Source organism: Micromonospora sp. WMMD987 (assembly GCF_029581435.1).
Taxonomy (GTDB): domain Bacteria; phylum Actinomycetota; class Actinomycetes; order Mycobacteriales; family Micromonosporaceae; genus Micromonospora; species Micromonospora rifamycinica.
Genome location: NZ_CP120861.1, coordinates 6,586,299 through 6,608,239, shown reverse-complemented (window position 1 = coordinate 6,608,239; position 21,941 = coordinate 6,586,299). Strand labels below are relative to the sequence as shown.

Genomic DNA, 21,941 nt, shown 5'->3' with positions numbered 1-21,941 from the left:
GACGCCGCGGCCAGCCCCGACCACTCGGGGCTGGCCGCCTCGTCCACCGAGCCCGGTGACGAGGCGCTCGACTACGTCGCCGCCCGCCTGATCAGCGGAAAGCTCAACGGCCGCCCGATCGAGGACACCATGGACCTCGGCCGGATCGAGAAGGCGGTCCGCGAGATCCTCATCGCGGTCGGGGAGGACCCCGACCGGGACGGCCTCCAGCAGACCCCGGCCCGGGTCGCCCGGGCGTACGCCGAACTCTTCGCCGGCCTCCGGGTCGACCCGGCCCAGGTGCTCAGCACCACCTTCGAGGCCAACCACGAGGAACTGGTGCTCGTTCGGGACATCGACGTGATGAGCCTCTGCGAGCACCACCTGCTCCCGTTCCGGGGCAGCGCGCACATCGGCTACATCCCCGGCCCGGACGGCCGGATCACCGGCCTGTCCAAGCTGGCCCGGCTGGTCGAGGTCTTCGCCCGCCGTCCGCAGGTGCAGGAGCGGCTCACCGCACAGATCGCCGACCTGCTGATGAGCAAGCTGCAACCACGCGGCGTCATCGTGATACTGGACTGCGAGCACATGTGCATGGCGATGCGCGGCATCCAGAAGAGCGGCGCGAAGACCATCACCTCGGCGGTCCGCGGTGTGCTCCAGCACGACGCGAAGTCCCGCGCCGAGGCGATGTCGTTGATAATCCCCCGCTGATCCACCGCCCGATGCCGACGCGGTAGGCGGCCAGCGCGCCGGTTCAGCCGGCCAGCAGCGCCAGCATGAGCCCGGCGGCGGTCACCACCGCCGGCACCAGACAGGTCAGCAACCCCAGTCGGGGAGTGCGGTCCCACCGGCCGTCCGTTTCCGGCGGGAACAGCCGCCCCACCCCCACCCAGCCCGCCGCGAACGCCACCGCCGGCATCGGCAGGCCCACCAGCAGCGCCGCCACACTCACCGGTCCGGTGCCGGCGGCCAGGAACACCAGCAGCTGCACCACCGGTACGACCAGCGCCAGCGGCCCGTAGACCAGCAGGTTACGCAGCCGGGGCGGCCAGCCCGCGGGACGCCGCGGACCGCGGGCCGCCAACGCCGCGTCGGCACCCGCCACCCAGCCCTGCGCCGCCCGAAGACCGGTCAGCACCGCGGCCGGGCCACCCCCCATCGACCGGGCGGCCTCGGTCACCTCCGGTGGCGTGGGGACCAACGAGATCGCCGGTACGCCCAGGTCCCGCAGCCGGGCGTGCTGCGACGCCAGCCGGGCGCGTACCCCGGTCAACTCCGTGCGGGCCGTCTCCACGGCGTGGGACTGTGCGGCGGCGGCCGTCGCCGCCCCCCGCCGTACCCCGTCGAGCTGGCGGGCGGCGGCCAGGTAGTCGGTCCAGGCGGCGGCCACCGACGGAGCCGGCCCGCCACCGCCGCGCTGCCGGACCGGCACCGCCCTCACGGCGTCGTCGATGCTCATCCCCGGTCCTCCCCACGGCCGACCCGGCACGTTCCCGGCGTTGGACCCGGCCGGTTTCTCCCCCCGGCGCTCCCGGCCGGTCCCGGTCCCGGTCGGCTCTCCCCGCCGTCGGGCCTGGTCGGTCCCGGTCCCGGTCGGCTCTCCCCGCCGTCGGGCCTGGCCCGCCCCGGCCCCGGCAGGTTCTCCCCGCCGTCGGGTACGGCCGACCTCCATCCCGGCAGACCCTCGTCGCCGGCGGTCACGGCCGGTCCTGGAGCCGGGCGACCGGGTCCGGGTCGGCCTGCGGCCCGGGTTCGGGCTCGCCGACCGTGGCACGCCCCTGGTCCGCCTCGTCGGCGAACGGCACCAGCACGGTGCCCCGATCGTCGGGGCCGTCCCAGAGGACCACCCGGTCCGGCCGGGGACGCCACTGCACCGGTCGGCCGAAGACCGGGGCGAGTTGGGCACCCGGTACGTCGACCGCGGCCACCGCGGCCAGCTTCCCGACCTCGCCGTCCGGCTCCACCAACCCGGCGAACGGTGGCACCGTCCGCCACCAGCCCAGCAGGTGCCGGCCCGCCGCCGGCCCCTCCCGCAACAGCGCCCGCAACCGGTCCGCTGGCAGCTCGGCCGCCGACGGCGCGTCCACCCCGAACACCACCAGGTAGGCGGGGCCGGCACCGTCGACCACAGCCGGCAACCCCGGACCGTCGACCATCGACACCCGCTGGCAGCCGGCCAGCTCGGCGGCGAGCGCGGCCGCCAGCGGGGTCGACCCCTCGTCCAGCGGGGCGATCACGAACTCCACGGTGCCCGGCAGGTGGTGCGCGGCGGTGCTCCGCGCCGCCGTCGCCAACAGCGAGGCCGCCGCCCGGCCCGGGCCGAGGACGGCCAGGTTCCGCCCCGCCACCGGACCCAGCGGCACCGCGACGGTCGTCCGGGCCACGTCCACCGCCCGCCCCAGCAGAGCCGCCGGGGCACCGGAGCGGCCAGCCACCGCCGCCCGCATCCGTGGATCGTTGCGGAGCAACGGTCGGGCCCAACCGGCGAACACCACCGGCGGTACGGCATCCTCCGGCCGGGCCGCGAACAGCCGGTGCCGCAGTCGCTCGACGACCTCCGGAGCATCGTGCGGGTCGGGGAACCGGACCAGCCGCTCGTGCCCACGCGTCGCGCCGCGCGGCCCACCGAGCCCGCCGGCGGTGTTCACCACCGCACTGCCCACCGCCAGGCCGGCGGCGGCGTCGTTGGTCGGCATCAACACGGGGCTGCCACCGGCGAGCGCCACCCGCACCGGGAACTGCCCCAGCACCGAGTCCCGGGGCGCCGGCCCCGCGCCGACGCCCAGGTCACCCGCTCCGGCCAGGACCAGATGGACGCCGTACCCGCGCCCCGACCGGGCCAGCCCGTCCAACCGGGCCAGCACCTCGGCGGCCACCGGATCGCGGTCCGACAGCAGCAGCGGAAAATTGTCGACGACGCAGACCACGCGGGGCAGCACCTGATGGTCGCGCAGCTCCGCGAAACGCTGACCGCCGCCCCGGGCCGCCGCCTCCTCCCGCCGGTGGATCTCCGCCGTCAACTGGTCGAACAGGTCCCGGACGTACTCCGGGTCGGCGGCCATCCCGGCCGCGCGGACCTGCGGCAGCCAGGACCGGTCCCGCTCGGTCTGGAGGAACTCCACGAACGACTCGCCGTCGCCCAGGTCCACCAGGTACAGCGCCAGCTCGTCCGGGCCGTAGCGGGCGGTGAGGCCGAGCAGGGCGTTGGTCAGGAAAGCCGACCGGTCCGCATCCGACCGGCCACTGACCAGCCAGTGCGGGGTCAACTCGGTGAACCCCACGGTGACCGGCCGGCCGCCGGCGTCCCCGACGGTGGTGGACAGGCCGTCGACCGACGTCGTCGTCCACAGCTGTGCGTCGTCGGGTGGCAGAAGCTCGGCGAGACCCAACCGGGAGCCCGCCTCCACCTGAGCGGCCAGCCGACGGCAGACCGCCCCGATCAACTCCGGACCGGGATCGTCGTCCACCAGGACGGGACAGTTCAGACCCCCCGGCGCATCGGTGCCCGGCCCGCTGAACGAACTGCCCGGCGGGTCACCCAGCAGCGCGTACGAGGTGCGTAGTCGGACCGACGTGGCCTGCGGCAGTGGCGGCCGGCCGGCCACCGGCCAGCCGGCGACCACCAGATGCAGGCCGGCATCCCGCCCCCGCTCGGCCAGGGCCACGATCCGGTCCAGATCGCTCGCGCCGGTCGACTCGGGCAGTCCGGCGATCACCAACAGCAGCGTCCGGTCGTGTCGGCGGGGCCGCCCGGTCCCCGGAGAGACCCACTGCTCGGCCTCGGTGAGCACCGCCCGCAACCCGGTGACGTCGGTCGCCGGTGGCGGCAGCAGGCCGGCATCGGCCAGCGCGGCGAACGGCGCGAACGTACCGCCGGTGTCGGCGGTGTCCGGCTCGGCGGTGACACCGGTGCCCCGGGAGTCCGGTGGGGTGGTGAGGCCGGTGCCTGGGCGGTCCGGTTCGGCGAGGATGCCGGTGCCGTGTGCGTGAGGTTCGGCGGTGGTGCCGGTGCCGCCTGTCCGGGGTTCGACGGTGGTGCCGGTGCCGCGCGTGCGGGGTTCGACGGTGGTGCCGGTGCCGCGCGTGCGGAATTCGACGGGGGTGCCGTCGACGGCGCGCACCAGGAGGCAGCCCGCCGGGGTGGCCGCCAGCAGGCGCAGCAGCACGGCCCGCAGTACGCCGGCCACCCGGAGGTCCCGGACGTCGGCGTCGATCGTCAGATGTCCCGAGCCGAGCAGCGGCACCAGCGCCGGGAAGCAGGCGTTCTCCAGCGCTGCCCCGGTGCCGATCCGGACGAAGGGCGGAGTCTCCTCCCCACACAGGGCGTCCGCCGCCAGGCTCTCCAGGTCAGTACCGGCCCAACCAGGAGCGAGGAGCGCGGCAGCGGAGCGCAGCCGGTCCGCCAACTCGTACTGGCGACGCTGGTCGGCGGGGGCGGGGCGGATCTCGTCGAGAACCCCGGCGGCAGCGGTGGCGCTGGCTGCGGCGCGGCGGTGCAGGGCAGCGGCGCGGTTGGTTCGAGCCCTCGGACCGGCCACCGAGTCCACCCCTCTTTCCGAGGTTGGAAACCTCCCCGACTGCAGACCGTATCCCAGCCGGGGCCGGTGTCCCGGGAAGCACGACGGCGATGCGTCGGGCTTGTCGCACATGGCGTTGAATTCTCACCTCGCGAGGTCGTCCTGTCACGATCCGCAGCTTCCGGGGCATTGGGCGCGAGGCGCCCAGCCGATAGCCTCAGGGGGTGGAATCAGTGCAGCCCCCCGCCGGTTCCCAGGTGTCCCGAGTACCGGCGCAGCGGACCCCCCCGGACCAGTCGACACCTCCTGCGCCGCTACCGGAGCCGCAGCGTCCACCCCGTCGACTCCGGACCGTCCTCACCGTCGTCGCCGGGGTGCTGGCCTTGCTCTGCGTGGGGGGCGGGGTGGCCGGCTACGTGCTGTACGACCGAGCCACCACCCCTGACCGCAGCGCCCCCGATGTGGTGGTGGACAGCTACCTCCGCGAGTTCCTCGTCAACGAGAACGACACCCGCGCAGGACTCCTTGCATGCAAAAATGCAGACCTTGTAGCAGTGGAAGCACTTCGTGATGAGCTGAAACAACGGCAGATCAGGTTTGATGTGGTAGTTAGGGTGAGCTGGGGGCCATTGGCCACGATCAAGACTTCGGAGGGCGAGTCCGTTACCACAACGCTGACCATCGCAGGTTCGGCTAACGGCCAGCAGCGGAGCAGCCGCCGGGAGAACTGGACGTTCGATGTCAGAGATGTCCAAGATGGTTGGCGCGTATGCCGAGCATATAAGGGCGCTTGATTGATCACTCGATCCACAACAGATGGACCGGCACCTCCAGTGTTGTGGGGGGTTGCCCGCGCCAGGCCCACCGGTACCACTCTAGTTCCGGCGTGACCCGGACACAGATGTCGCCGTCCGCACCCGAGTAGGACTCGGTCACCGCGCGAAGGTCACGATGTTCGACGGCGTCCTCGACATGCACCACTCGCCGGCCGCTGACGGCGTCCGTCTCGAAGGCCGGAGTGGGGGGTCGGTGTGTGGGTCCGTCCAGGGAGACCAGCCGGATGGCCTGCTCCCGCGCGGGGGTGCCGGCGGTGGCGGGCCGGTCGGCCAGAGTCTCCACCCATACCCTTTCCACCGGGACGAGCGGCGCGAAGACCTCCACCTGATCGGACTCTGCGCGGTACCACTCGTGTTCGGGGATGATCGGCACGTAGGTGCGACTGCCCTGTACCACCCGTTCGTCAGCACGTAGGTCCCCCCGCCAACCGAGGCCGGGCAGCCCGACGAGGACGCGACGGCCGCGTAACTCGACCCGACCGGTGGCGGGAATGATCTCGATCGGTCGTGGTGGTAGGGGTGCCCAGTCGGGCTGACCGGCGAAGGGGTCCGGCAGCGGTCCAGTCATCGTCCCGAGGGCCTCATGCCGATCCGTTCAGCGGTGCCCCGCGCTGGCGCATGAAGGGCACCGGGTTGATTCCGCCTGCGAAACTACGGTCACTGTCGACGTGTACCTCGAAGTGCAGATGTGGGCCGGAGGAGTTCCCGCTGCTGCCCACCAATCCGATCACCTCTCCGGCCTTGACGAGCTGTCCAGGGACCACCCGGGGCTTCTCGATCATGTGGCAGTAGCGGCTGATGTAACCACCGGCGTGCAGGATATCGACAAACCAGCCACATCCACCCTTTCCAGGGTGGCCGTCGACATCGCAGTCACGGCGTCCGTTGTGGTCCGGGTCGCAGCGCGCCACGAGCACCCGGCCGGTGGCCGCAGCGTGGATCTCGGTTCGCTTGCGCGCACCGATGTCCACGCCGTTGTGCCGCGGTCGGCTGGCGGTACGGAACCCGGAGCCGACCCCACCGTCGATTGGAGCAGTCCACCCGGAGGCGGCGATGGCCCGCGCCGAGGCCCGGTCGCATACCGAGCGGTCGGCGATCTGGACAGTCCGCGCGGCACCACCAGCCAGCGCGTTGACGATCTGACTGGCGATGTCCTCGTGCTTCGCGTAAGCATCCGGATAGGCGCTGATCTGTACCTTCTGGGCTGCCCGGGTGAGGGACATTCGATCCCAGCCGTCGACCTTCAGTAGCTTCTCGTAGAACTTGCGTGCGGCGTAGTCGGGGGACATCCGTTGCGCGACACTGCCCCAGCCGGCGCGCTGCTGGAACAGGCCGACCGAGTCGTGATCCGAACCGACACCCTCATTCGGTATTCCGCGGGAGCCGGCGACGGTGCTGTTGGACAGATTGCGTAGGGCCGACTCCTGCATCGCCGTGGCCACCGCGATCACCCATCCCCGAGGGGGCACCCTCATATCCTGACCGACCTTGATAATGATCGCCGCGTTACGTAGTTGACTCTGTCCGTACTGGGACATCCGAGGCATTTTGCCGGTCACGTTGACCCGACGGTCCTCCTCGCACTGCTGTTCGTTCGACACCAGGGTTTCCGGGTCGCCGCCGAGGTTCGTCAGGAAGAAAGCCGCACTGCCACCGCCACAGCAGAGCAGCGCGAGGGTGCCCGTGACCACGACTGCGACGGCACCGGTCCGGAGTCGGCGGCGTGGTTTCTTCCCAGGTGTCGGCGTCTCGGCAGTCATTCCCGCTCCCAGTCCACCGCATCTACCAACCAACGGCCTTCGGGTGCAACCAACTCAAGCCGCAGCCGTCCGCTCTCCAACGGAACCAACACCTCTGCGAACACCGCCGTCCGGGGCCGGAGCGTCGGGGTGCCCGTGACCTTTCCGGCCGGCACACCGGCCGGGTCGACACCTGCCAGCTTCTCGGTGAGCGCGGGTGTCGACATCGGTCGAAGGCCCGACTGCCACTGCTCCGCAGAGGCTGTTGACCCGTCGAGCCAGGCTGTGGTGAACCGGGTCGCGGTCTGTTCAGGGGTCAGTTCGCCGGGCCGGGTACGGGGCGACTCCGGAACCGGGGTCGCGATGACACCATCGTCGCCCTGTTCGGGGTCGATGGTGGTTATCGGCTCACGGGGGCGGTTGCTCAGTCCTGCCGTGAGGTCGCGCGGACCAGAAACCAGACGGCCTGTTCCGATCACAGCGAGCACCAGCACGGCGATCATCAGCGCCACGCCGAGGCGGGAACGGACCAACCGTGTGAAGAGCAACTCCACCGCTCGTCTCATCGTCATCACCTGGCCTCGGAGCGTATCCGGGGGGTGGGCTTCGCCGGCGCGGGCGCGCGCGCGGCGGAGTCGGGCCGGTAGATGACGAACGACGGGGCTTCTTCCGGCACATCCGGCTCGGTCCAGGTCGCCGACGACCGTCGACGGGGGCGGGGTGCGACCGTGGGGCGACGGTTCTCACGCGGCGACGGGGTCGGCTCGGTCTCGTCGGTGTGTTCCCGGCCGTCCGGCCTTTCCTGCTGGGCTGGTGGACTGACGGAGGAGTGGCTCGGATCCTCCCGTCGGGCTTCGGGTCGCAGAGTTGCCGGTTCCAGGGCCGCGCCCCGCCGCCGCGCGCTCTTCGGCTCGGCCGTGCCGCCGGGCTCGGCGACGTCGAGCCGGGCGGCGACCCGCATGTCCCGGAAGAACCGGCGGTGCCATGATCCGGCGGAGCCCACCGCCTCGCTGCTGTCCTTGCCTCCCAACTGGGTGATCCGGCGATACGGCCGGAGCAGGAGCCAACCGACCACACCACACAGCCATACCAGGACCACCTGAAGCCAACCGGGCAGGGTTGGGGTGCTCATGATCAGGTCGACGGCGAACAGGTAGATCGCCGCTCCCGTACCGAAGATGGCGATGTTGAAGACGGCGGCGACCACGGCGTTCGCCAGCCGTCGCAACCCGGCACTGGCCGGCCGGAGCAACCCGATCGTGCCCAGGATCGGAGCCGCGATGACCGCCCATCGGAAGATCATGAAACCGAGCAGGACGAGCAGCGAGGCGGTGAGGTCGAACATGGCGAAGAGCAACGAGGCGAGGACCGCGATGAACCCGGCACCGATCCGGTCCATGTCCCTCTTGCCTTGCAGATATTCGTAGGCTTCCGGATCTTCGACCTTGATCTGCTCGGCGACGGTCATCCACTGCTTCTGCTTCGCCTTGATGGTCCCGTCCCGGGTGGCGGGGTTCTGCCGTAGCTTTTCCGCCTCTTCCCAGGAGAGTGACTTGGCGTCGTAGAGGGCTGCCCCGTACTTCTTCGCAGTTTCGCTGTCCGCCGAACCGAGAACGCCACGCAGCCAGTTTCGGTACAGCATCGACTCGGTAGCGGTGTCGCTGGCACGGACGGCAGGTGGGCGGCTGTCCTTGCATGCGCCCGGATTTGGATCGTCGCACTGATCTGCCGGCGTGTCACGCGCAGCTGGGCCGATTGCGTCGTGGACGACACCCAGGGAGGTGATGAGTGTGCCGTCGGCGATGTTGGCGGACTTCACTGGCCAGGCCGCCAGTGCGGTCACTGCGACCATCACCAGCAGCGCCCAGCCCGCGGTGGTCATGGCGTTGCTCATGTCCGACTGGCGGGAACGCCAGAGTAGATAGAGGCCCACCACGCAGAGGGTGACGATACCGAAGACGCTGAACACCTTCTGGTAGACGGCCTTCGTCGCTTTCTCCACCAACGGGTCGGCCCAGTTCCACATCGACCGCGGATCCCAGGCACGTTCGCGCAGCGCGTTCGAGGCACCGATGACTGCGGTGGCCATCATCAGCTCACCGTTGGCAACGGTCGTGGTGAACTTGTAGTCCGGATGCAGCAGGGTGGAGGCGCAGCCGCCGTCCACGTCGTAGGTGTTGAAGCTGTAGCCGCCGTAGCCGTAGTCGCTGTAGAGGCCTTTGGGGCCGGGGAGCTTCGACGCATCGGGCCGGGAGGAGAACCAGCCGGCCAGGCCGGAATCGGGGGCGGAGGGCACCGGTGGCTTGCGGCAGTCCACCTCGCTCTCACTGACCTGCTTGAGGTCCTTGACGCAGGCGCGGAAGTCGGCCTGCCACTCCTTGGTCGTACAGAGGTCTGCGGCGGCCTGTGCCGTCGCGGGCGGGCCGGCGTACGCCGGTGTGGCCCCGATCACCGGCCAGGCGATCGTGGCACCGGCGAGTACGCCGAGTGCGAGGAGGAGCGCCGTGATCCGTGCCCGGGTCCTCGCCATGTCACGCCTCCAGATCAGCCAGGACGGTCGGCAGTATCCCGGCGGCCTGGGCGACCGCGGCGGGGGTGGTGTCGAGGTGATCCAGCAGCCCCTCGACGTACGACACGTCGACCCGGACCTTCTGCACCCGGCCGTCCACGTCGCGCATGACGAACTCGCGGAAGCCGAGCCGGGTGGCGGAGGTGGTGTCGACGGCGGACAGGGAGGCCAGGGTGGCTTCGTAACCGTCGTCGACTGGAACACGGAGCAGCCGGAGTGCCTCGGAGGCGATCTCGGTGTCCTCGGCGATCCGGCCGACGAAGACGGTGGAGACGAGGTTCTGGACGTCGAGGCCGAGGATGTCCTTCGGGTTCTGCGAGGCGACCAGGGCGGCCAGGTTCCACTTGCGGGAGTCGCGGGCGAGGCGGACCAGGAAGGACCGGCCGGAGCGCCAACCCTCCATGAAGTGCGCCTCGTCCAGGCCGACGAGTTTCCGGGACGACATCGACCCGCCGTAGCAGCGTCGTACGGCCAGCCGGTGCGCGGTGTGCAGCATCGGCAGGGCCAGCGCCTCCTCGGCCGACCAGTACTCACGTTCGATCTTGAGGTCGGGTAGCCGGAGGCCGGCCATGGTGATTACGGTGAGGGCTGCGCCCGCGCCGAGCAGTCCCTCCGGTGGGCGGCCGAAGAAGAGCATCGCCAGGGGCATCTCGGCGGTGTCGAGCAGCAGGTGGGCCAGTTCCCGCCCGGCGTCGTCGTCGAGCCCCTGGAGGCAGGTGACCACGTCGTCCAGGGTGGAGGTCTCCTCGGCCGGCACCTGGCGTACCGCGTGCCGGAACAGGGTGGCGGTGGACGCCTCCCGGGCCACCTGCGGCGGCACCAGCATCATGCAGATGTCCTGCACCAGCATGCGTCGCTCGGCCCGGGCGTTGGAGACGGCGATCTCGAACTCCCGGTCGCCCGCCGCTCCGGTGCTGAACTCGCTGCGCAGCGGGGTGGGGATGAGTGCGTACGGCGCCAGCGTCCCCGGTTCTGAGCCGGTCAGGTTGAGCACCCGGGCATAGGGCTTGAGCTCGGGCATGGCGCAGAGCCGGGCCAACGGGCCGGACGGGTCCAGCAGGGTGACCTGCACGCCCCGGCGGGCCGCCAGGTAACCGAGCGCGCCGAGCAGCGTCGACTTGCCACCGCCGGGTTCGGCGACGAACACGGCGAGCCCGGAGCGCTCGCGTACCTCCATCGGGAAGTGCAGGTCGAGGAAGACCGGCCGGCGGCAGGTCCCGGCGGTACGCCCGATCAGGTCACCCCGACGGTCGCCGACGGTCGACGCCGCCTGGGGGAGCGCGGCGGCGAGCAACGGGACGGGCATCCGCCGGACGTAGCCGGTGTTGGCGATCGGCTCGCCGGGGATGAACTCCCGGGCCAGCCAGTCCTGGTTCTTGGGGTGTTGCAGAGAGATCCGCAGTTCCCGGGAGTAGAGCTGGATCAGCCGGCGGGCGCGTTCCATGCACTCCTCGCGGGTCCGGCCACCGACGGCGATCCGGTGCCAGCCGTGCGCCCGCGCGGAGTCCACCGGCAGGCCGGTGGTCATCTCGTCGCCGATCACCAGCGCCCGCTTGGCGAGTCTTTCCAGCTCCGGGGGAGCGTCGATGCCGTGCTCGGCGTAGTCGAGCTGCTGCGACCTGATCATTCGTAGCCGGTGTTCGAGGTTGCGGAAGGAGTCTCCCGAGCCCAGGATGTCGACCCGGGTGGAGATCTCCATCGGCCAGGGCAACCGCTCGTGGAAGTGCAGCCAGGGCTCGTGTCGTTCGGGGATCTCCAAGGGCTCCATCCGGCCGACCGCGAGCACGGCGACGTGCCGTTCCTCGCCGGTCATCCGGTTGACCAGCTTGACCGTCGTGCCGTACGGGGTGCGGTACCGCTCCACCTGTTCGGTGAGCGCGAGCAGGTCACCGCGTTCCCACCGGCCGTTGGTCACCGGGGAGAGCGTGCCGGGCGGGGCCATGCAGAGGGCGACCGAGCGGTAGAGCAGCCATTCCAGCTCCTGGGCGGTGACCCGTCGGCCGCGCATGCCGAAGCTGCCCAGCACCTCGTCGAACTGCTCGACGGTGCGGCCCAGTTTGCGGCGCTCCCCGTCGGCGGTGCCCTTGCCGAAGGCCCGCAGCAGCCGTTCGGTGAGGGAGTCGCCGAGGGAACGGCGGGCGAAGGTGACTCCGAGGTAGGTCTGACCCTCGGCGTGGTTGACCGCCATCAGGTGCTGCTGGGCGGCGACCAGGTGGTCGGCCCAGCCGTGCGTGCCGGGGACGTCGGGCAGCGGCGACGCGGTGTGCGCGTCGATGGTGCGGGCCCACTCGTCGGCGGGGAACGGTCGGGTGGTGCGGCGCAGGTGCAACCGGAAACCGGCCAGGCCGGCGTACTGCTCGGAGATCGCCGAGAGGAGTGCCTCACGTTCGGCGTCGGGGCGGAAGGCCCACCGGACCTCGGGGAGCCAGTACCAGGCGGTCACCGTGTTGGGGGTGAAGGTCAGGTGACCGGCGATCTCGGTGATCGCCAGTTCGATCGAGGGATCCCGGTCACCGAACTTGATCTTCGGCGGGCGTACCCGGACCGGTTTGGTCGGGGCGTTGCGACGGCTCGCCGCGCGCTCCCGTGGCGCGACCAGGTCCCGGGATCCGGGGTCGGTGCGCCCGGTCCGCTCGGGCTCGACGAGTTCGCGCGGGGCGGGCTCGGCGGCCAGCGCGCCCGTCGGACCGGCCACGGCCTCCACCCGGATCGGTTCGTCGGTCTCCGGCCAGGCCGGTTCGACGTGCTCCGGCCAGGCGGCCGGCGCGGGCTCCACCGCGCCGGGCCGGGGCCGGGCGGTCAGCATCCCGTCCGGGCGGGCCTGTTCGGCACTTGTCCGCCGGGCCGCCTCGGCCTCCCGCCGGTCACGCTCGTCGGCGTCGCGCCGGGCGGCTTCGATGGCGTCGCGCCGGGCCGCTTCGATCGCCTCGCGTCGGGCGGCTTCGGCGGCCTCCCGGCGGGCCTGTTCGGCCGCCTCACGGCGGGCCGTTTCGGCCGCGTCGCGGCGGGCCTGTTCGGTGGCCTCCTGTTCGGCGGCTTCCCGCCGGGTCTGCTCGATCGCCGCACGTCGCGCCGCCTCGGCGGCGTCGCGCCGGGCCGTTTCAGCGGCCTCGTGGCGGGCCTGTTCGGCGGCCTCGCGTCGGCTGCGGTCGGCGGCCTCCCTGGCCCGCTCGGTGGCCTCCCGGCGGGCCCGCTCGGCCGCCTCCCGGGCGGTCAGCGGCTCACCGGCGTCCCGGGGGAACACCTCGGCCGGGACGATGCGGCGGGGCGCCCGCTGCGGTGCCCCGGTGCTCCGGTCGGTGCTCGCCGCCGTGGCCCGTCGGTCCCCCTGCTGGTGGGGAACCCGGGTACGGGCGGACCGGTCGGTCGACGGGGCCGCCTCGATGGCCGCCGCGGGGGCCTGCGCCTCGATGGCCGCCGGTGGGGTCGGCCCGGCTGGCTGGTGCGGTACGGGCGGGTGCTCCCGTCCGCTGCCGCGCCGCGCCGGGGTGCCCGGCGTCGGGGTGCCGCCGGGGCGCGGACCGCCACCGAAGAGGTCGAGGAAGGGCGAGTCGATGTCGGTGCCGTCACCGACCAGCATCGGCGGGGTGGGGACCGGCTCGACCGGGGGGGTGCCACGACCGGGGGTGGGTCGGGGCGGCTGGAAGACGCCCACGCCGCCCTGACCCGGGCCGGTGAGCAGGGCCGGGTCGTACGGCTCGTCGTCCGGCAGCTCCTCCTGGGGGTAGTCGAACGACCGCGCACGGTTACCGTGCGGGGCGCTGTGTCGTCCGGCCGGGAAACCCGGCGTGGAAGAGCGACTCATTCGACCGCCTCACCCATCTGGTCCGACTGCCCGATTCGGGTACGCCCGGTCATGCCAGTTCCTCCCGGATCCTGATCCGGCTGCCGACCAGGCGGGGATCGCGCAGTTCGGCGGCCGGTTCCCGGGTGCGTCGCCAGTCGGTGAGGGCGGTGCGGATGACCATCCGCGCCGGCCGGTCCGGGTCGACGTACCGGAAGATGAACGAGGTGCTCACGATGGCGAGGGCGATCTCCCAGGCGGGGAAGAGTTCGACCTGCAACGTGAACAGCCAGTGGATGAACATGTAGAGGGGCACGAGCAGCATGAACAGTCCGTACTGGGCGTACGGCAGGTGGACCGGAAGGGTGTAGCCGGGCGGCCCGAGGTAGACCAGGCGTGCCCGGTAGATGTCGTCGTCGGTGCGCAGCCGCATGTCTCGCCCGCGCCTATTCGAAGATCAGGTCGATCAGGTAGTCACCGATGAAGAAGAGTGTGGCCGCGCCGGCGATGAAGGCCAGCCCGACGATCGCGATGGCGGAGCTGGTGAGCACCTTGGAGATCTCGCCCCGGCTGGCCCGGCCGATGAAGATGACCCCGAGCACGGCGAGCAGGATGGGTGCGATCTTGCTGGCGAAGAAGGTGACGACACCGTTGGTGTCGATGCCCTTGGGGGCCGGTTCGGCGAGTGGCGCCGTCGCCAGGGTGTGCAGCACCTGCGCGACGCCGGACGACGTCGTCTCCACGAGCTGGTAGGCGATCACTGGAACCTCCCCATAACGCGGCCGGCGGTGCCGCGGTGGTGCAGTAGGTAAGCCTGGCGGGAATGTGTTGGATCCGGGCAGCGCGAATGACGCCCTGCTGCTCTCTCGCCACGCAGCGTGGCGAGATTTGGGGGTTTTTCTCCCGCTTTGGCCCTCCCTCCATGCTTCGCCGACTCTTGATGCTGGGCAATTCCACAGCGTACGGGCCGCCCCCCTTTGCGACAAGCCGCGAAGACTCGACCCGATTCGGCCCCGGCGACCGATAGTACACCTGTTCCAATGCGCACGTCAGTGCCGACGTGGAGCGGCCGGCGGGGGTGCGCGGGGCGGAGCGACGCGACCGGTACCGTCTAGTCGTGACCGATCTGGTACGGACGCGGAATCCGGTGGTGATGGGCGTCCTCAACGTCACGCCCGACTCCTTCTCCGACGGTGGTCGGTACGCCGACCTCGATGCCGCCGTCGCACACGGGGTGCGACTGCGCGGCGAGGGCGCGCACCTGGTGGACGTGGGCGGCGAGTCCACCCGACCGGGTGCCGACCGGGTGGACCCACGGACCGAGGCGGGTCGGGTGCTGCCGGTGATCCGGGAACTCGCCGCCGCCGGGGTGCCGGTCAGCATCGACACCACCCGGGCGTCGGTGGCCGGGGCGGCCGTCGCCGCCGGTGCCGTCGTGGTCAACGACGTCTCCGGTGGACTGGCCGATCCCGACATGGCCCGGGTGGTCCGCGACGCCGGCTGTCCCTGGGTGCTGATGCACTGGCGGGGACACTCGCGCGGGATGCGGGAGCTGGCCGGCTACACCGACGTGGTCGCCGACGTCCGGGCCGAACTCGCCCAGCGGATCGACGACGCGTTGGCCGCCGGGGTGGCCGTCGACCGGCTCGTGATCGACCCCGGGCTCGGCTTCGCCAAGACCGCCGCGCACAACTGGGAACTCAGCGCCCGCCTGCCGGAGCTGCTCACCCTCGGGCTGCCCCTGCTCTTCGGCGCCAGTCGGAAGTCCTACCTGGGTCGGCTGCTGGCCGACCCGGACGGCACCCCACGGGACACCGACGGCCGGGCGGCCGCCACCGTCGCCACCAGCGTGCTGGCCGTCGCCGCCGGTGCCTGGGGGGTACGCGTGCACGACGTCCGGGGCACCGTCGACGCGCTCGCCGTCTGGTCGGCCACCGGCCGCCCCCGGCTCGTCGCCGACGCCGCCGGAACGGATCCGACCGGCCCGACCGCCGGGCCACGGCAGGCCGGCCGGGCCGCCGGATTCCCGGGCAGCGCCGGGTCGCCGGGCGGCGTCGGATTCCCGGGCGGCACCGGATTCCCGGGCAGCGCCGGGTCGCCGGGCAGCGTCGGATCTCCGGGCGGCGCCGGGCTACCCCGGCCCGGCGGCGGGGACGACCCGGACCGGGCCGGCCGAGGGAGGGCGGGGCGATGACCGACCAGATCACCCTGACCGGGCTGCGGGCCCGGGGCCGGCACGGGGTCTACGACTTCGAGCGGGCGCAGGGCCAGGAGTTCGTGGTCGACGCCGTCCTGGAGCTCGACCTCGCCCCGGCCGCCCGTTCCGACGAGGTGACCGACACCGTGCACTACGGCGAACTGGCGGAGCGGCTGGTCGCGGTGCTCACCGGCGAGCCGGTCAACCTGATCGAGACGCTCGCCGACCGGCTGCTCGCGGTCTGCCTCGCCGAACCGCTGGTCGCCGCGGCCACGATCACGGTGCACAAGCCCGAGGCCCCGATTCCGCACACCTTCGCCGACGTGGCGGTCACCCTGCGACGTACCCGGTGACCAGGGCGGTGCTGTCGATCGGCAGCAACCTGGGCGACCGGCTGGGCCACCTGCGCGCCGCGGTGACCGGCCTCGGCGACACGGTGCTGGTCGTCTCCGGCGTCTACGAGACGCCCCCCTGGGGGGACGCCGAGCAGCCGGCGTACCTGAACGCGGCGGTCATGGTCACCGACCCGGCCGCGACGCCGCGCGACTGGCTGGCCCGCGCCCACGCCGCCGAGCGGTCCGCCGGCCGGACGCGTGACCCGGCCCGCCGGTTTGGCCCGCGTACCCTCGACGTGGACGTGGTGGCCGTCTGGGACGACGCCGGTCGACCGGTGCTCAGCGACGAGCCCGAGCTGGTCCTGCCGCACCCCCGTGCCCACCAGCGCGCCTTCGTGCTCCGCCCGTGGATCGACATCGACCCGCACGGCCGGCTGGCCGGGCACGGCTGGCTCACCGACCTGCTCAACGCCGACCCGGTCGCCGGGGACGCCCTCGAACTGACCCCGCGTCCCGATCTTTCGTTAGAGTCGGACGCATGAACCAGTGGAGCCGGCCGGCATGACGCAGTCCCGACCGCCCCGTGACCAGGAGCCGGACGGGTCGAGGATGGGGCCCACCCGGTTCTCGACCCTGCTGGTCGCCGCGCTCGCCGCCGCCGCGGTGGCCTGGCTGCTGATCAGCAGCTTCTACTACAGCGGCACGCCCCGGCTGCCCTGGCTGCCGGTGGTCACCCTGGTCGCGCTCGCCGTGCTGGAGGCGTACGCGGCGGTCAACACCCGGGGCCGGATCGAGCGCCGGCCCGGCCGGGAACCGGTCAACCCGTTGCTGGTCGCCCGGTTCGTGGTGCTGGCCAAGGCGTCCGCGCTGGCCGGGGCGATCTTCCTCGGTTTCTACGCCGGGCTGACCGGCTGGCTCTTCGCCGAGCCGACCAACGCCGCGATCGAGGACCGGCCGGCCGCCGGGGCCGGCGCGCTCGCCTCCCTGGCACTGGTCGCCGCCGCGCTCTGGCTCGAACGCTCCTGCCGGGTTCCCGAGTCCGACGACGACATCGACGACCGGCAGGACCGCCCCGGACGCTGACCGAGGGGTTACGTCCGGCCCTGCGCGCAGGTACGGTGCCTGGCGACCGGAGAACAGTCAGCCGTCGCCGGGGACGGCCGGTCACCTGGGAGGCGCACCGCATGGTGTACGACGAACCGGGCCGGGCCGCGTCGGCAGAGGTGCCCGGGGCCACGGCGGAGAACGTCTTCGACGATCCGGCGCAGGGCGAGCCGGGCCGGGACCGGCTCGGTGTGCACGTGGCCTGGGAAGTGGTCCTGCTGGTGGCTGTCGCGGCGCTGGCGTACCTGCTCTGGCGGGAGGACCCCGACGCGCTGCGCGGCGAGGGCCTGCGGCGGCTGCTCGTCGACGCGGTCGCGCTGGGTCTGCTCGTCGTGGCCGCCGGGCTGAGTCTGCGTACGGCCGCGGTGAACCTGGCCATCGGTCCGGTCGCCCTGGCTGCCGCGCTGCACTTCGCCGAGCAGGGCGACCGGGGCGTGTCGACGGCGCTCGTCCCGGCCCTGGTCGCCGCCGCCCTGGGCGGGCTGGCCCTGGCCTGGGCGGTGGTGGTGCTGCACGTCCCCGGCTGGGCGGCCAGCCTCGCCGCCGCCGCCGGGATGATCGTCTGGATCGAACGGTGGAAACTGCCGGTCGCGGTGCAGGCCGACTACGACCCCCGGCGCAACGCCTACTACCTCTTCGCCGGTTTTGCGGCGGTGGCCGTCCTCCTCGGAGCGTTCGGCGCGATCCGGGCGGTGCGCCGGCTGGTCGGCCGGTTCCGTCCGGTGGCCGATCCGGCCCGGCGGCGCGGGATGGCCGCCGCCCTGGTGACCGCTGCCGCGTTGACCACCTCCACCGTGCTCGCCATGCTCGCCGGGGTGCTCGTCGCCGCCAACGGGACCGGCCCGGTGACACCGGGGTCGGGACTGGACTGGACGGTGCTCGCGGTGGGTGTGTCCATGCTCGGCGGCACCAGCGCGTACGGCCGGCGTGGTGGCGTCTTCGGTGCCCTGCTCGCGGTGGCGCTGGTGGTGACCTATCTGGCCTGGGCGGCCGAGTCCGGTGCCGCCACCGACCGCTGGGCCGTCGGCGGGGCGGCGCTGGCCGCCGGCCTGCTGGTCACCCGGATGGTCGAGACCTACGGTCGTCCGCGTACCGCCCGGGGCGAGCCGGTCGAACTACCGCCGGTGCGGGACGGGGCGATCAGCTCCGGCTGGTCGATGCCCCCGGCGGGCGAGGCGCGCAACTGGACCCCGGCGCTGCCGGAACGGACGGCCGACACCGACACCCCGCCCGACCCCTGGGAGGCCCCCCGGTGGCAGCGTGACCCGCCCCGGTGGGACACCGGCGACCGGTGATCCGCCCCGCTGGGACACCGGTGAGCGGGCGGCAGGGACGCGGTACGCGCGGACGACGGGCCGGGAAGGATCTCGCCGGTTAGGCTCGCGGGCATGACCGAGACTCCTTCCGCCGGCACCGGCCACACCTTCGACCAGCTCGACGCACTCTCCACCGAGGAGTTGCGGGAGCGGGCCTTCGCGCGGGCGCGGGAGCGGCGCGACGTCGGGTTCTTCTGGTCGGTGCTGCGGCACCTGCCGAACGCCGACGAGGCCGCCGCCCTGGACGGGGCACCGAACTCGGTCGGACCCACCATCGACGAGGCGGCGGCGTTGTGGCGGGAGCTGACCGGCCACGGTTACGAGGAGTCCGCGCCGCTGCTGCGGGCGGCGTTCATCGACTACCTGATGAAGCACTGACCGGCCGCGCCGCCGGTTGGCGGGAGAGGTTTGCCGGCCGTGGCGGGTCGGGAACCTCCCGCCGCATGGCCCTCACCCAACGCCCCCGGACCGTGCGGGGCTACGGCACCGCCGCCGGCACCGGCACCGTCGCCGCGCTCATCCTCGTCGGTGTCTGCGGCAGTCCCTGGTACGTCGGCTGGGCCGAGGACCACACCGCCCCCGACTCCGCCGGTGGCTGGTACCTGCGGTTGCTCTCCTGGCCGGCCTGGCGGGTCGACCCGGCGGACCCGGACCACGGCGTGCTCGCCACCGACCTGCGGGCCATCCTGTTGCTGGTGTTCGCCGCGGTGCTGCTCTACCTGCTGCCGGCCGGTCAGGTGGCCCGGGTGCCGGGTTCGGCCAGCCAGTTCTTCTCCGGCTGGGCGGCGTACACCCTGGCCGGGGCGGCGGCCACCCTGCTGGCGGCGCTGCTCACCGCGGACGGCCCGCTACAGGCCGCGTTCGAGACCACCACCACCGGTGCCGGCTACGGCTTCTTCGCGGGCTGGATCATCGGCCTGGCCAGCCTGGGCGGCCGGGCCTGATCCGCCGTACCCGGGCCGCCGGAGCCTGATCCGCCAGATCCGATCCGCCGTGGCGGGGCCAGTCCGTGCTGGCCCTGCCCGCGGCCCGGCCGGGCACCGGACCTGGCCGGCTCGCCGGCCCGCACCCGGTCGGCTAGCTGCCGGTCTGCCCGAGGTCGAGCACCCTGGCCCGGCTGAGCGTGCCGGCGGGGCGACCGTCGGCGGTGACCACGACCGCGTCCGTGCCGGCGGTCAGCATGGCGGCCAGCGCGTCGTACGCCGACCGGCCCAGCGGCAGTTCCGGCAGGGTGGTGTCGGTGGCCTCCCCGTCGAGCACCTCACGGGTGACCGGGGTGACCGCCAGTCGACGGATGCCCCGGTCCGCGCCGACGAACTCCCGGACGAACGGCGAGGCGGGCGTGCCGAGCAGGGCCGCCGGAGTGTCGTACTGCTCCAGTCGCCCCCCTTCGGAGAGCACCGCGATCCGGTCACCCAACCGGACCGCCTCGTCCAGGTCGTGGGTGACCAGCACGATGGTCTTGCGGACCTCGGCCTGGAGCCGGAGGAACTCCTCCTGCAACCGGGTCCGCACGATCGGGTCGACGGCGGAGAACGGCTCGTCCATCAGCAGCACCACCGGGTCGGCGGCCAACGCCCGGGCCACCCCCACCCGCTGCCGCTGCCCGCCGGAGAGTTCGTGCGGATAGCGGCGTCCGAACTGGGCCGGGTCCAGCCCGACGAGTTCCAGCAGCTCGCCGCTGCGCCGCCGGATCCGCTCCTTCGGCCAGCCGAGCAACCGGGGTACGGTGCCGACATTGGTGATCACCGTCTGGTGCGGGAAGAGCCCCACGTTCTGGATCACGTAGCCGATGCGCCGACGCAGTTTCACCGGGTCGACCCGGGTGATGTCCTCGTCGCCGAGCAGGATCCGACCGCCGGTCGGCTCGATCAGCCGGTTGACCATCCGGAGCACCGTCGACTTGCCGCAGCCGGACGGTCCGATCAGCACCACCAGCTCGCCGGCGGTCACCTCCAGGCTCAGTTCGCGGACCGCCTCGGTGCCGTCCGGGTACCGCTTGCGGATGCCGTCCAACCTGATCGAGGCGGCGCTGTGTCCTGCGTCGCCGGTGCCCCCGGGGGTAACGTCCACGTGTGTCCTTCCACCTGAGTTACCGGGCCGAGCCGGGTAATCCGTGGTTCTCCTGGCAGTACGTGCGGGACAACTCTGACACCATTCTCGCCGCGGTGCGCGAGCACGCCTCGTTGACCGGTCGGGCGGTGCTGCTCGCCGCGCTGGTCGCCCTGCCGCTGGCGGTGCTGGCCTACTGGTACCGGCGGCTGACCGGTCCGATTCTCGCACTGGCGGGGGTGCTGTACACGATCCCCTCCCTGGCCCTGTTCGCGTTCATCGCCCCCTACCTGGGCATCGGTGCGGTGACCGTGCTGACCGTGGTGGTGCTGTACGCCCTGCTGGTGATCGTCCGCAACGCGGTGGCCGGGCTGAACCAGGTGCCCCCGGAGGTCCGCGACGCGGCCGAGGGCATGGGGTACGGCCGCTGGGCCCGGTTGTTCCGGATCGACCTGCCGCTGGCCCTGCCCGGCATCCTCACCGGCGTACGACTGGCCACCGTCTCCACCGTGGCGCTGGTCACCGTCGGGGTGGTGATCGGTCGGGGTGGCCTGGGTCAGTTGATCTTCGCCGGGTTCCAGAACAACTTCTACAAGGCCCAGATCATGACGGGTACGGTGCTCTGCGTCCTGCTGGCACTGGTGCTGGACCTGATCCTGGCCGGTGTGGGTCGCCTACTCACCCCCTGGCTAAGGAGCCGACCCCGATGACCCCCGCAGTCACGAACGGAACGGTCCGTTGAACCCGGTGCAGCAGGCGGTGGTCTGGCTCAACGACCCGCTGAACTGGACCAATCCGGGTGGTGTGCTGGACCGGATCGGGGAGCACCTGAGCATGTCCGCCGCGGCGGTGCTGCTGGGTTGCCTGGTGGCCTGGCCGGTCGGCCTCTGGCTGGGACACTCGGGGCGCGGTGGCGGCGCGGTCGTGCTGATCTCCAACCTGACCCTGTCCATCCCCACCCTGGCGCTGTTGACCATCCTGCCGCTGACCTTCCTCGGCTTCGGCCGTCCCTCGGTGGTGGTCGCGCTGGCCGTCTTCGCCGTGCCACCGCTGCTGGCCAACGCGTACACCGGGGTGCGGCAGGCCGATCCGGAGGCCCGGGACGCGGCGCGCGGGATGGGGTTGTCCGGGTGGCAGGTGCTGCGCCGGGTGGAGCTGCCGTTGGCGGTGCCGTACCTGGCCGCCGGGTTCCGGACGGCTGCCGTCCAGGTGGTGGCGACGGCGGCACTCGCCTCGTTCGTCAACGGCGGCGGACTGGGGCAGATCATCCGGGCCGGCTTCGGGCTGGACATCGCGGCCGGTGGCGGGCAGATCATCGCCGGTGGGGTGCTGGTGGCCGGGCTGGCGTTGGCGGCGGAGGGGGTGTTGGCGCTGGTCGAGCGGGCGGTGACGCCGCGACCGCTGCGGCGGACCCGCCGGGTGGCCGACCGCCGGGCGGCGGACGCCACGGCGGGAAATTGATCTGCCGCGTGACGATCAGGTGACGAAAGTCCCGCAGAGTTTGTCGGTC

The 21,941-nt window shown here is 72.5% G+C and carries 20 protein-coding genes and 1 pseudogene; 11 read left to right on the top strand and 10 right to left on the bottom strand.

The genetic code is table 11. The features are described 5' to 3' along the window. Positions 1-30: 30 nt before the first annotated feature. Positions 31-693 (top strand): GTP cyclohydrolase I FolE, encoded by a 663-nt coding sequence (gene folE / locus O7612_RS28210; RefSeq protein ID WP_067302263.1) that lies wholly within the window; start codon positions 31-33, stop codon positions 691-693. Positions 694-736: 43 nt separating this feature from the next. Here the strand turns inward: folE and O7612_RS28205 are convergent, their stop codons facing one another. Together O7612_RS28205 and O7612_RS28200 are read right to left on the bottom strand one after the other, a co-directional pair. Next, on the bottom strand, positions 737-1,441 hold the full coding sequence (locus O7612_RS28205; RefSeq protein ID WP_282268885.1) for a hypothetical protein: 705 nt from the start codon (positions 1,439-1,441) through the stop codon (positions 737-739). A gap of 238 nt (positions 1,442-1,679) precedes the next feature. Continuing rightward, complete coding sequence (locus tag O7612_RS28200) at positions 1,680-4,529, bottom strand: FtsK/SpoIIIE domain-containing protein (protein WP_282268883.1); 2,850 nt, start codon at positions 4,527-4,529, stop codon at positions 1,680-1,682. A 203-nt stretch (positions 4,530-4,732) separates the two neighbouring features. On the opposite strand from O7612_RS28200, the gene O7612_RS28195 reads away from it, so the two are divergent. Continuing rightward, positions 4,733-5,293, top strand: a complete 561-nt coding sequence (locus O7612_RS28195) for a hypothetical protein (protein WP_282274082.1) — start codon at positions 4,733-4,735, stop codon at positions 5,291-5,293. A 4-nt stretch (positions 5,294-5,297) separates the two neighbouring features. On the opposite strand, the gene O7612_RS28190 is transcribed toward O7612_RS28195, so the two are convergent. Genes O7612_RS28190 through O7612_RS28160 form a run of 7 tightly spaced genes read right to left on the bottom strand, consistent with a single transcriptional unit; the run spans position 5,298 to position 14,188 of the window. Continuing rightward, positions 5,298-5,903 carry a hypothetical protein gene (locus tag O7612_RS28190; protein ID WP_282268881.1) on the bottom strand — a complete coding sequence of 202 codons (606 nt, stop codon included), beginning with the start codon at positions 5,901-5,903 and terminating at the stop codon, positions 5,298-5,300. A gap of 13 nt (positions 5,904-5,916) precedes the next feature. Further along, complete coding sequence (locus O7612_RS28185) at positions 5,917-7,095, bottom strand: M23 family metallopeptidase (RefSeq protein ID WP_282268879.1); 1,179 nt, start codon at positions 7,093-7,095, stop codon at positions 5,917-5,919. Next, positions 7,092-7,649, bottom strand: a complete 558-nt coding sequence (locus O7612_RS28180) for a hypothetical protein (RefSeq protein ID WP_282268877.1) — start codon at positions 7,647-7,649, stop codon at positions 7,092-7,094. The genes O7612_RS28185 and O7612_RS28180 overlap by 4 nt, the downstream gene beginning before the upstream one ends. Continuing rightward, positions 7,646-9,604: an MFS transporter gene (locus O7612_RS28175; RefSeq protein WP_282268875.1), complete on the bottom strand. Its 1,959-nt coding sequence runs from the start codon at positions 9,602-9,604 to the stop codon at positions 7,646-7,648. Before O7612_RS28175 ends, O7612_RS28180 begins: the two co-directional genes overlap by 4 nt. A 1-nt stretch (position 9,605) precedes the next feature. Beyond that, on the bottom strand, positions 9,606-13,448 hold the full coding sequence (locus O7612_RS28170) for an ATP-binding protein (protein ID WP_282268874.1): 3,843 nt from the start codon (positions 13,446-13,448) through the stop codon (positions 9,606-9,608). 49 nt (positions 13,449-13,497) lie between these two features. Further along, a complete protein-coding gene (locus tag O7612_RS28165) occupies positions 13,498-13,860 on the bottom strand; it encodes a hypothetical protein (protein WP_067302246.1) in 363 nt (120 codons plus the stop codon). Between the two features lie 13 nt (positions 13,861-13,873). Beyond that, positions 13,874-14,188, bottom strand: a complete 315-nt coding sequence (locus O7612_RS28160; RefSeq protein WP_067302242.1) for a hypothetical protein — start codon at positions 14,186-14,188, stop codon at positions 13,874-13,876. Between the two features lie 356 nt (positions 14,189-14,544). On the opposite strand from O7612_RS28160, the pseudogene folP reads away from it, so the two are divergent. The 7 genes and pseudogenes from folP to O7612_RS28125 form a co-directional block, all read left to right on the top strand. Then, positions 14,545-15,399: pseudogene (gene folP, locus O7612_RS28155) on the top strand (dihydropteroate synthase); the annotation flags it as partial. Between the two features lie 218 nt (positions 15,400-15,617). Further along, entirely contained in the window at positions 15,618-15,977 is a 360-nt protein-coding gene (gene folB / locus O7612_RS28150; protein ID WP_282268871.1) for a dihydroneopterin aldolase, read from the top strand. Further along, positions 15,974-16,501 (top strand): 2-amino-4-hydroxy-6-hydroxymethyldihydropteridine diphosphokinase, encoded by a 528-nt coding sequence (folK, locus tag O7612_RS28145; protein ID WP_282268869.1) that lies wholly within the window; start codon positions 15,974-15,976, stop codon positions 16,499-16,501. Before folB ends, folK begins: the two co-directional genes overlap by 4 nt. Before the next feature lie 19 nt (positions 16,502-16,520). After that, positions 16,521-17,042, top strand: a complete 522-nt coding sequence (locus O7612_RS28140; RefSeq protein WP_282268868.1) for a DUF3180 domain-containing protein — start codon at positions 16,521-16,523, stop codon at positions 17,040-17,042. A gap of 101 nt (positions 17,043-17,143) precedes the next feature. Then, positions 17,144-18,358: an ABC transporter permease gene (locus O7612_RS28135; protein WP_282268867.1), complete on the top strand. Its 1,215-nt coding sequence runs from the start codon at positions 17,144-17,146 to the stop codon at positions 18,356-18,358. 93 nt (positions 18,359-18,451) lie between these two features. Further along, positions 18,452-18,757: a hypothetical protein gene (locus O7612_RS28130; RefSeq protein ID WP_088643875.1), complete on the top strand. Its 306-nt coding sequence runs from the start codon at positions 18,452-18,454 to the stop codon at positions 18,755-18,757. Between the two features lie 65 nt (positions 18,758-18,822). Further along, positions 18,823-19,323, top strand: coding sequence for a hypothetical protein (locus O7612_RS28125; RefSeq protein ID WP_282268866.1), 501 nt, complete (start codon positions 18,823-18,825; stop codon positions 19,321-19,323). Positions 19,324-19,456: 133 nt separating this feature from the next. On the opposite strand, the gene O7612_RS28120 is transcribed toward O7612_RS28125, so the two are convergent. Continuing rightward, entirely contained in the window at positions 19,457-20,452 is a 996-nt protein-coding gene (locus tag O7612_RS28120; RefSeq protein WP_282268865.1) for an ATP-binding cassette domain-containing protein, read from the bottom strand. Between the two features lie 2 nt (positions 20,453-20,454). On the opposite strand from O7612_RS28120, the gene O7612_RS28115 reads away from it, so the two are divergent. Both O7612_RS28115 and O7612_RS28110 read left to right on the top strand, forming a co-directional pair. Further along, entirely contained in the window at positions 20,455-21,141 is a 687-nt protein-coding gene (locus O7612_RS28115) for an ABC transporter permease (protein WP_282268864.1), read from the top strand. A 28-nt stretch (positions 21,142-21,169) separates the two neighbouring features. Next, entirely contained in the window at positions 21,170-21,892 is a 723-nt protein-coding gene (locus O7612_RS28110) for an ABC transporter permease subunit (protein WP_282268863.1), read from the top strand. Positions 21,893-21,941 lie beyond the last annotated feature (49 nt).

Bases quoted from the DNA above. Each gene is read 5' to 3' on its own strand.
- O7612_RS28205 (WP_282268885.1), bottom strand. From the start codon at position 1,441: ATGAGCATCGACGACGCCGTGAGGGCGGTGCCGGTCCGGCAGCGCGGC.
- O7612_RS28190 (WP_282268881.1), bottom strand. From the start codon at position 5,903: ATGACTGGACCGCTGCCGGACCCCTTCGCCGGTCAGCCCGACTGGGCA.
- O7612_RS28185 (WP_282268879.1), bottom strand. From the start codon at position 7,095: ATGACTGCCGAGACGCCGACACCTGGGAAGAAACCACGCCGCCGACTC.
- O7612_RS28175 (WP_282268875.1), bottom strand. From the start codon at position 9,604: ATGGCGAGGACCCGGGCACGGATCACGGCGCTCCTCCTCGCACTCGGC.
- O7612_RS28170 (WP_282268874.1), bottom strand. From the start codon at position 13,448: ATGAGTCGCTCTTCCACGCCGGGTTTCCCGGCCGGACGACACAGCGCC.
- O7612_RS28165 (WP_067302246.1), bottom strand. From the start codon at position 13,860: ATGCGGCTGCGCACCGACGACGACATCTACCGGGCACGCCTGGTCTAC.
- folB (WP_282268871.1), top strand. From the start codon at position 15,618: ATGACCGACCAGATCACCCTGACCGGGCTGCGGGCCCGGGGCCGGCAC.
- O7612_RS28140 (WP_282268868.1), top strand. From the start codon at position 16,521: ATGACGCAGTCCCGACCGCCCCGTGACCAGGAGCCGGACGGGTCGAGG.
- O7612_RS28135 (WP_282268867.1), top strand. From the start codon at position 17,144: ATGGTGTACGACGAACCGGGCCGGGCCGCGTCGGCAGAGGTGCCCGGG.
- O7612_RS28130 (WP_088643875.1), top strand. From the start codon at position 18,452: ATGACCGAGACTCCTTCCGCCGGCACCGGCCACACCTTCGACCAGCTC.
- O7612_RS28125 (WP_282268866.1), top strand. From the start codon at position 18,823: ATGGCCCTCACCCAACGCCCCCGGACCGTGCGGGGCTACGGCACCGCC.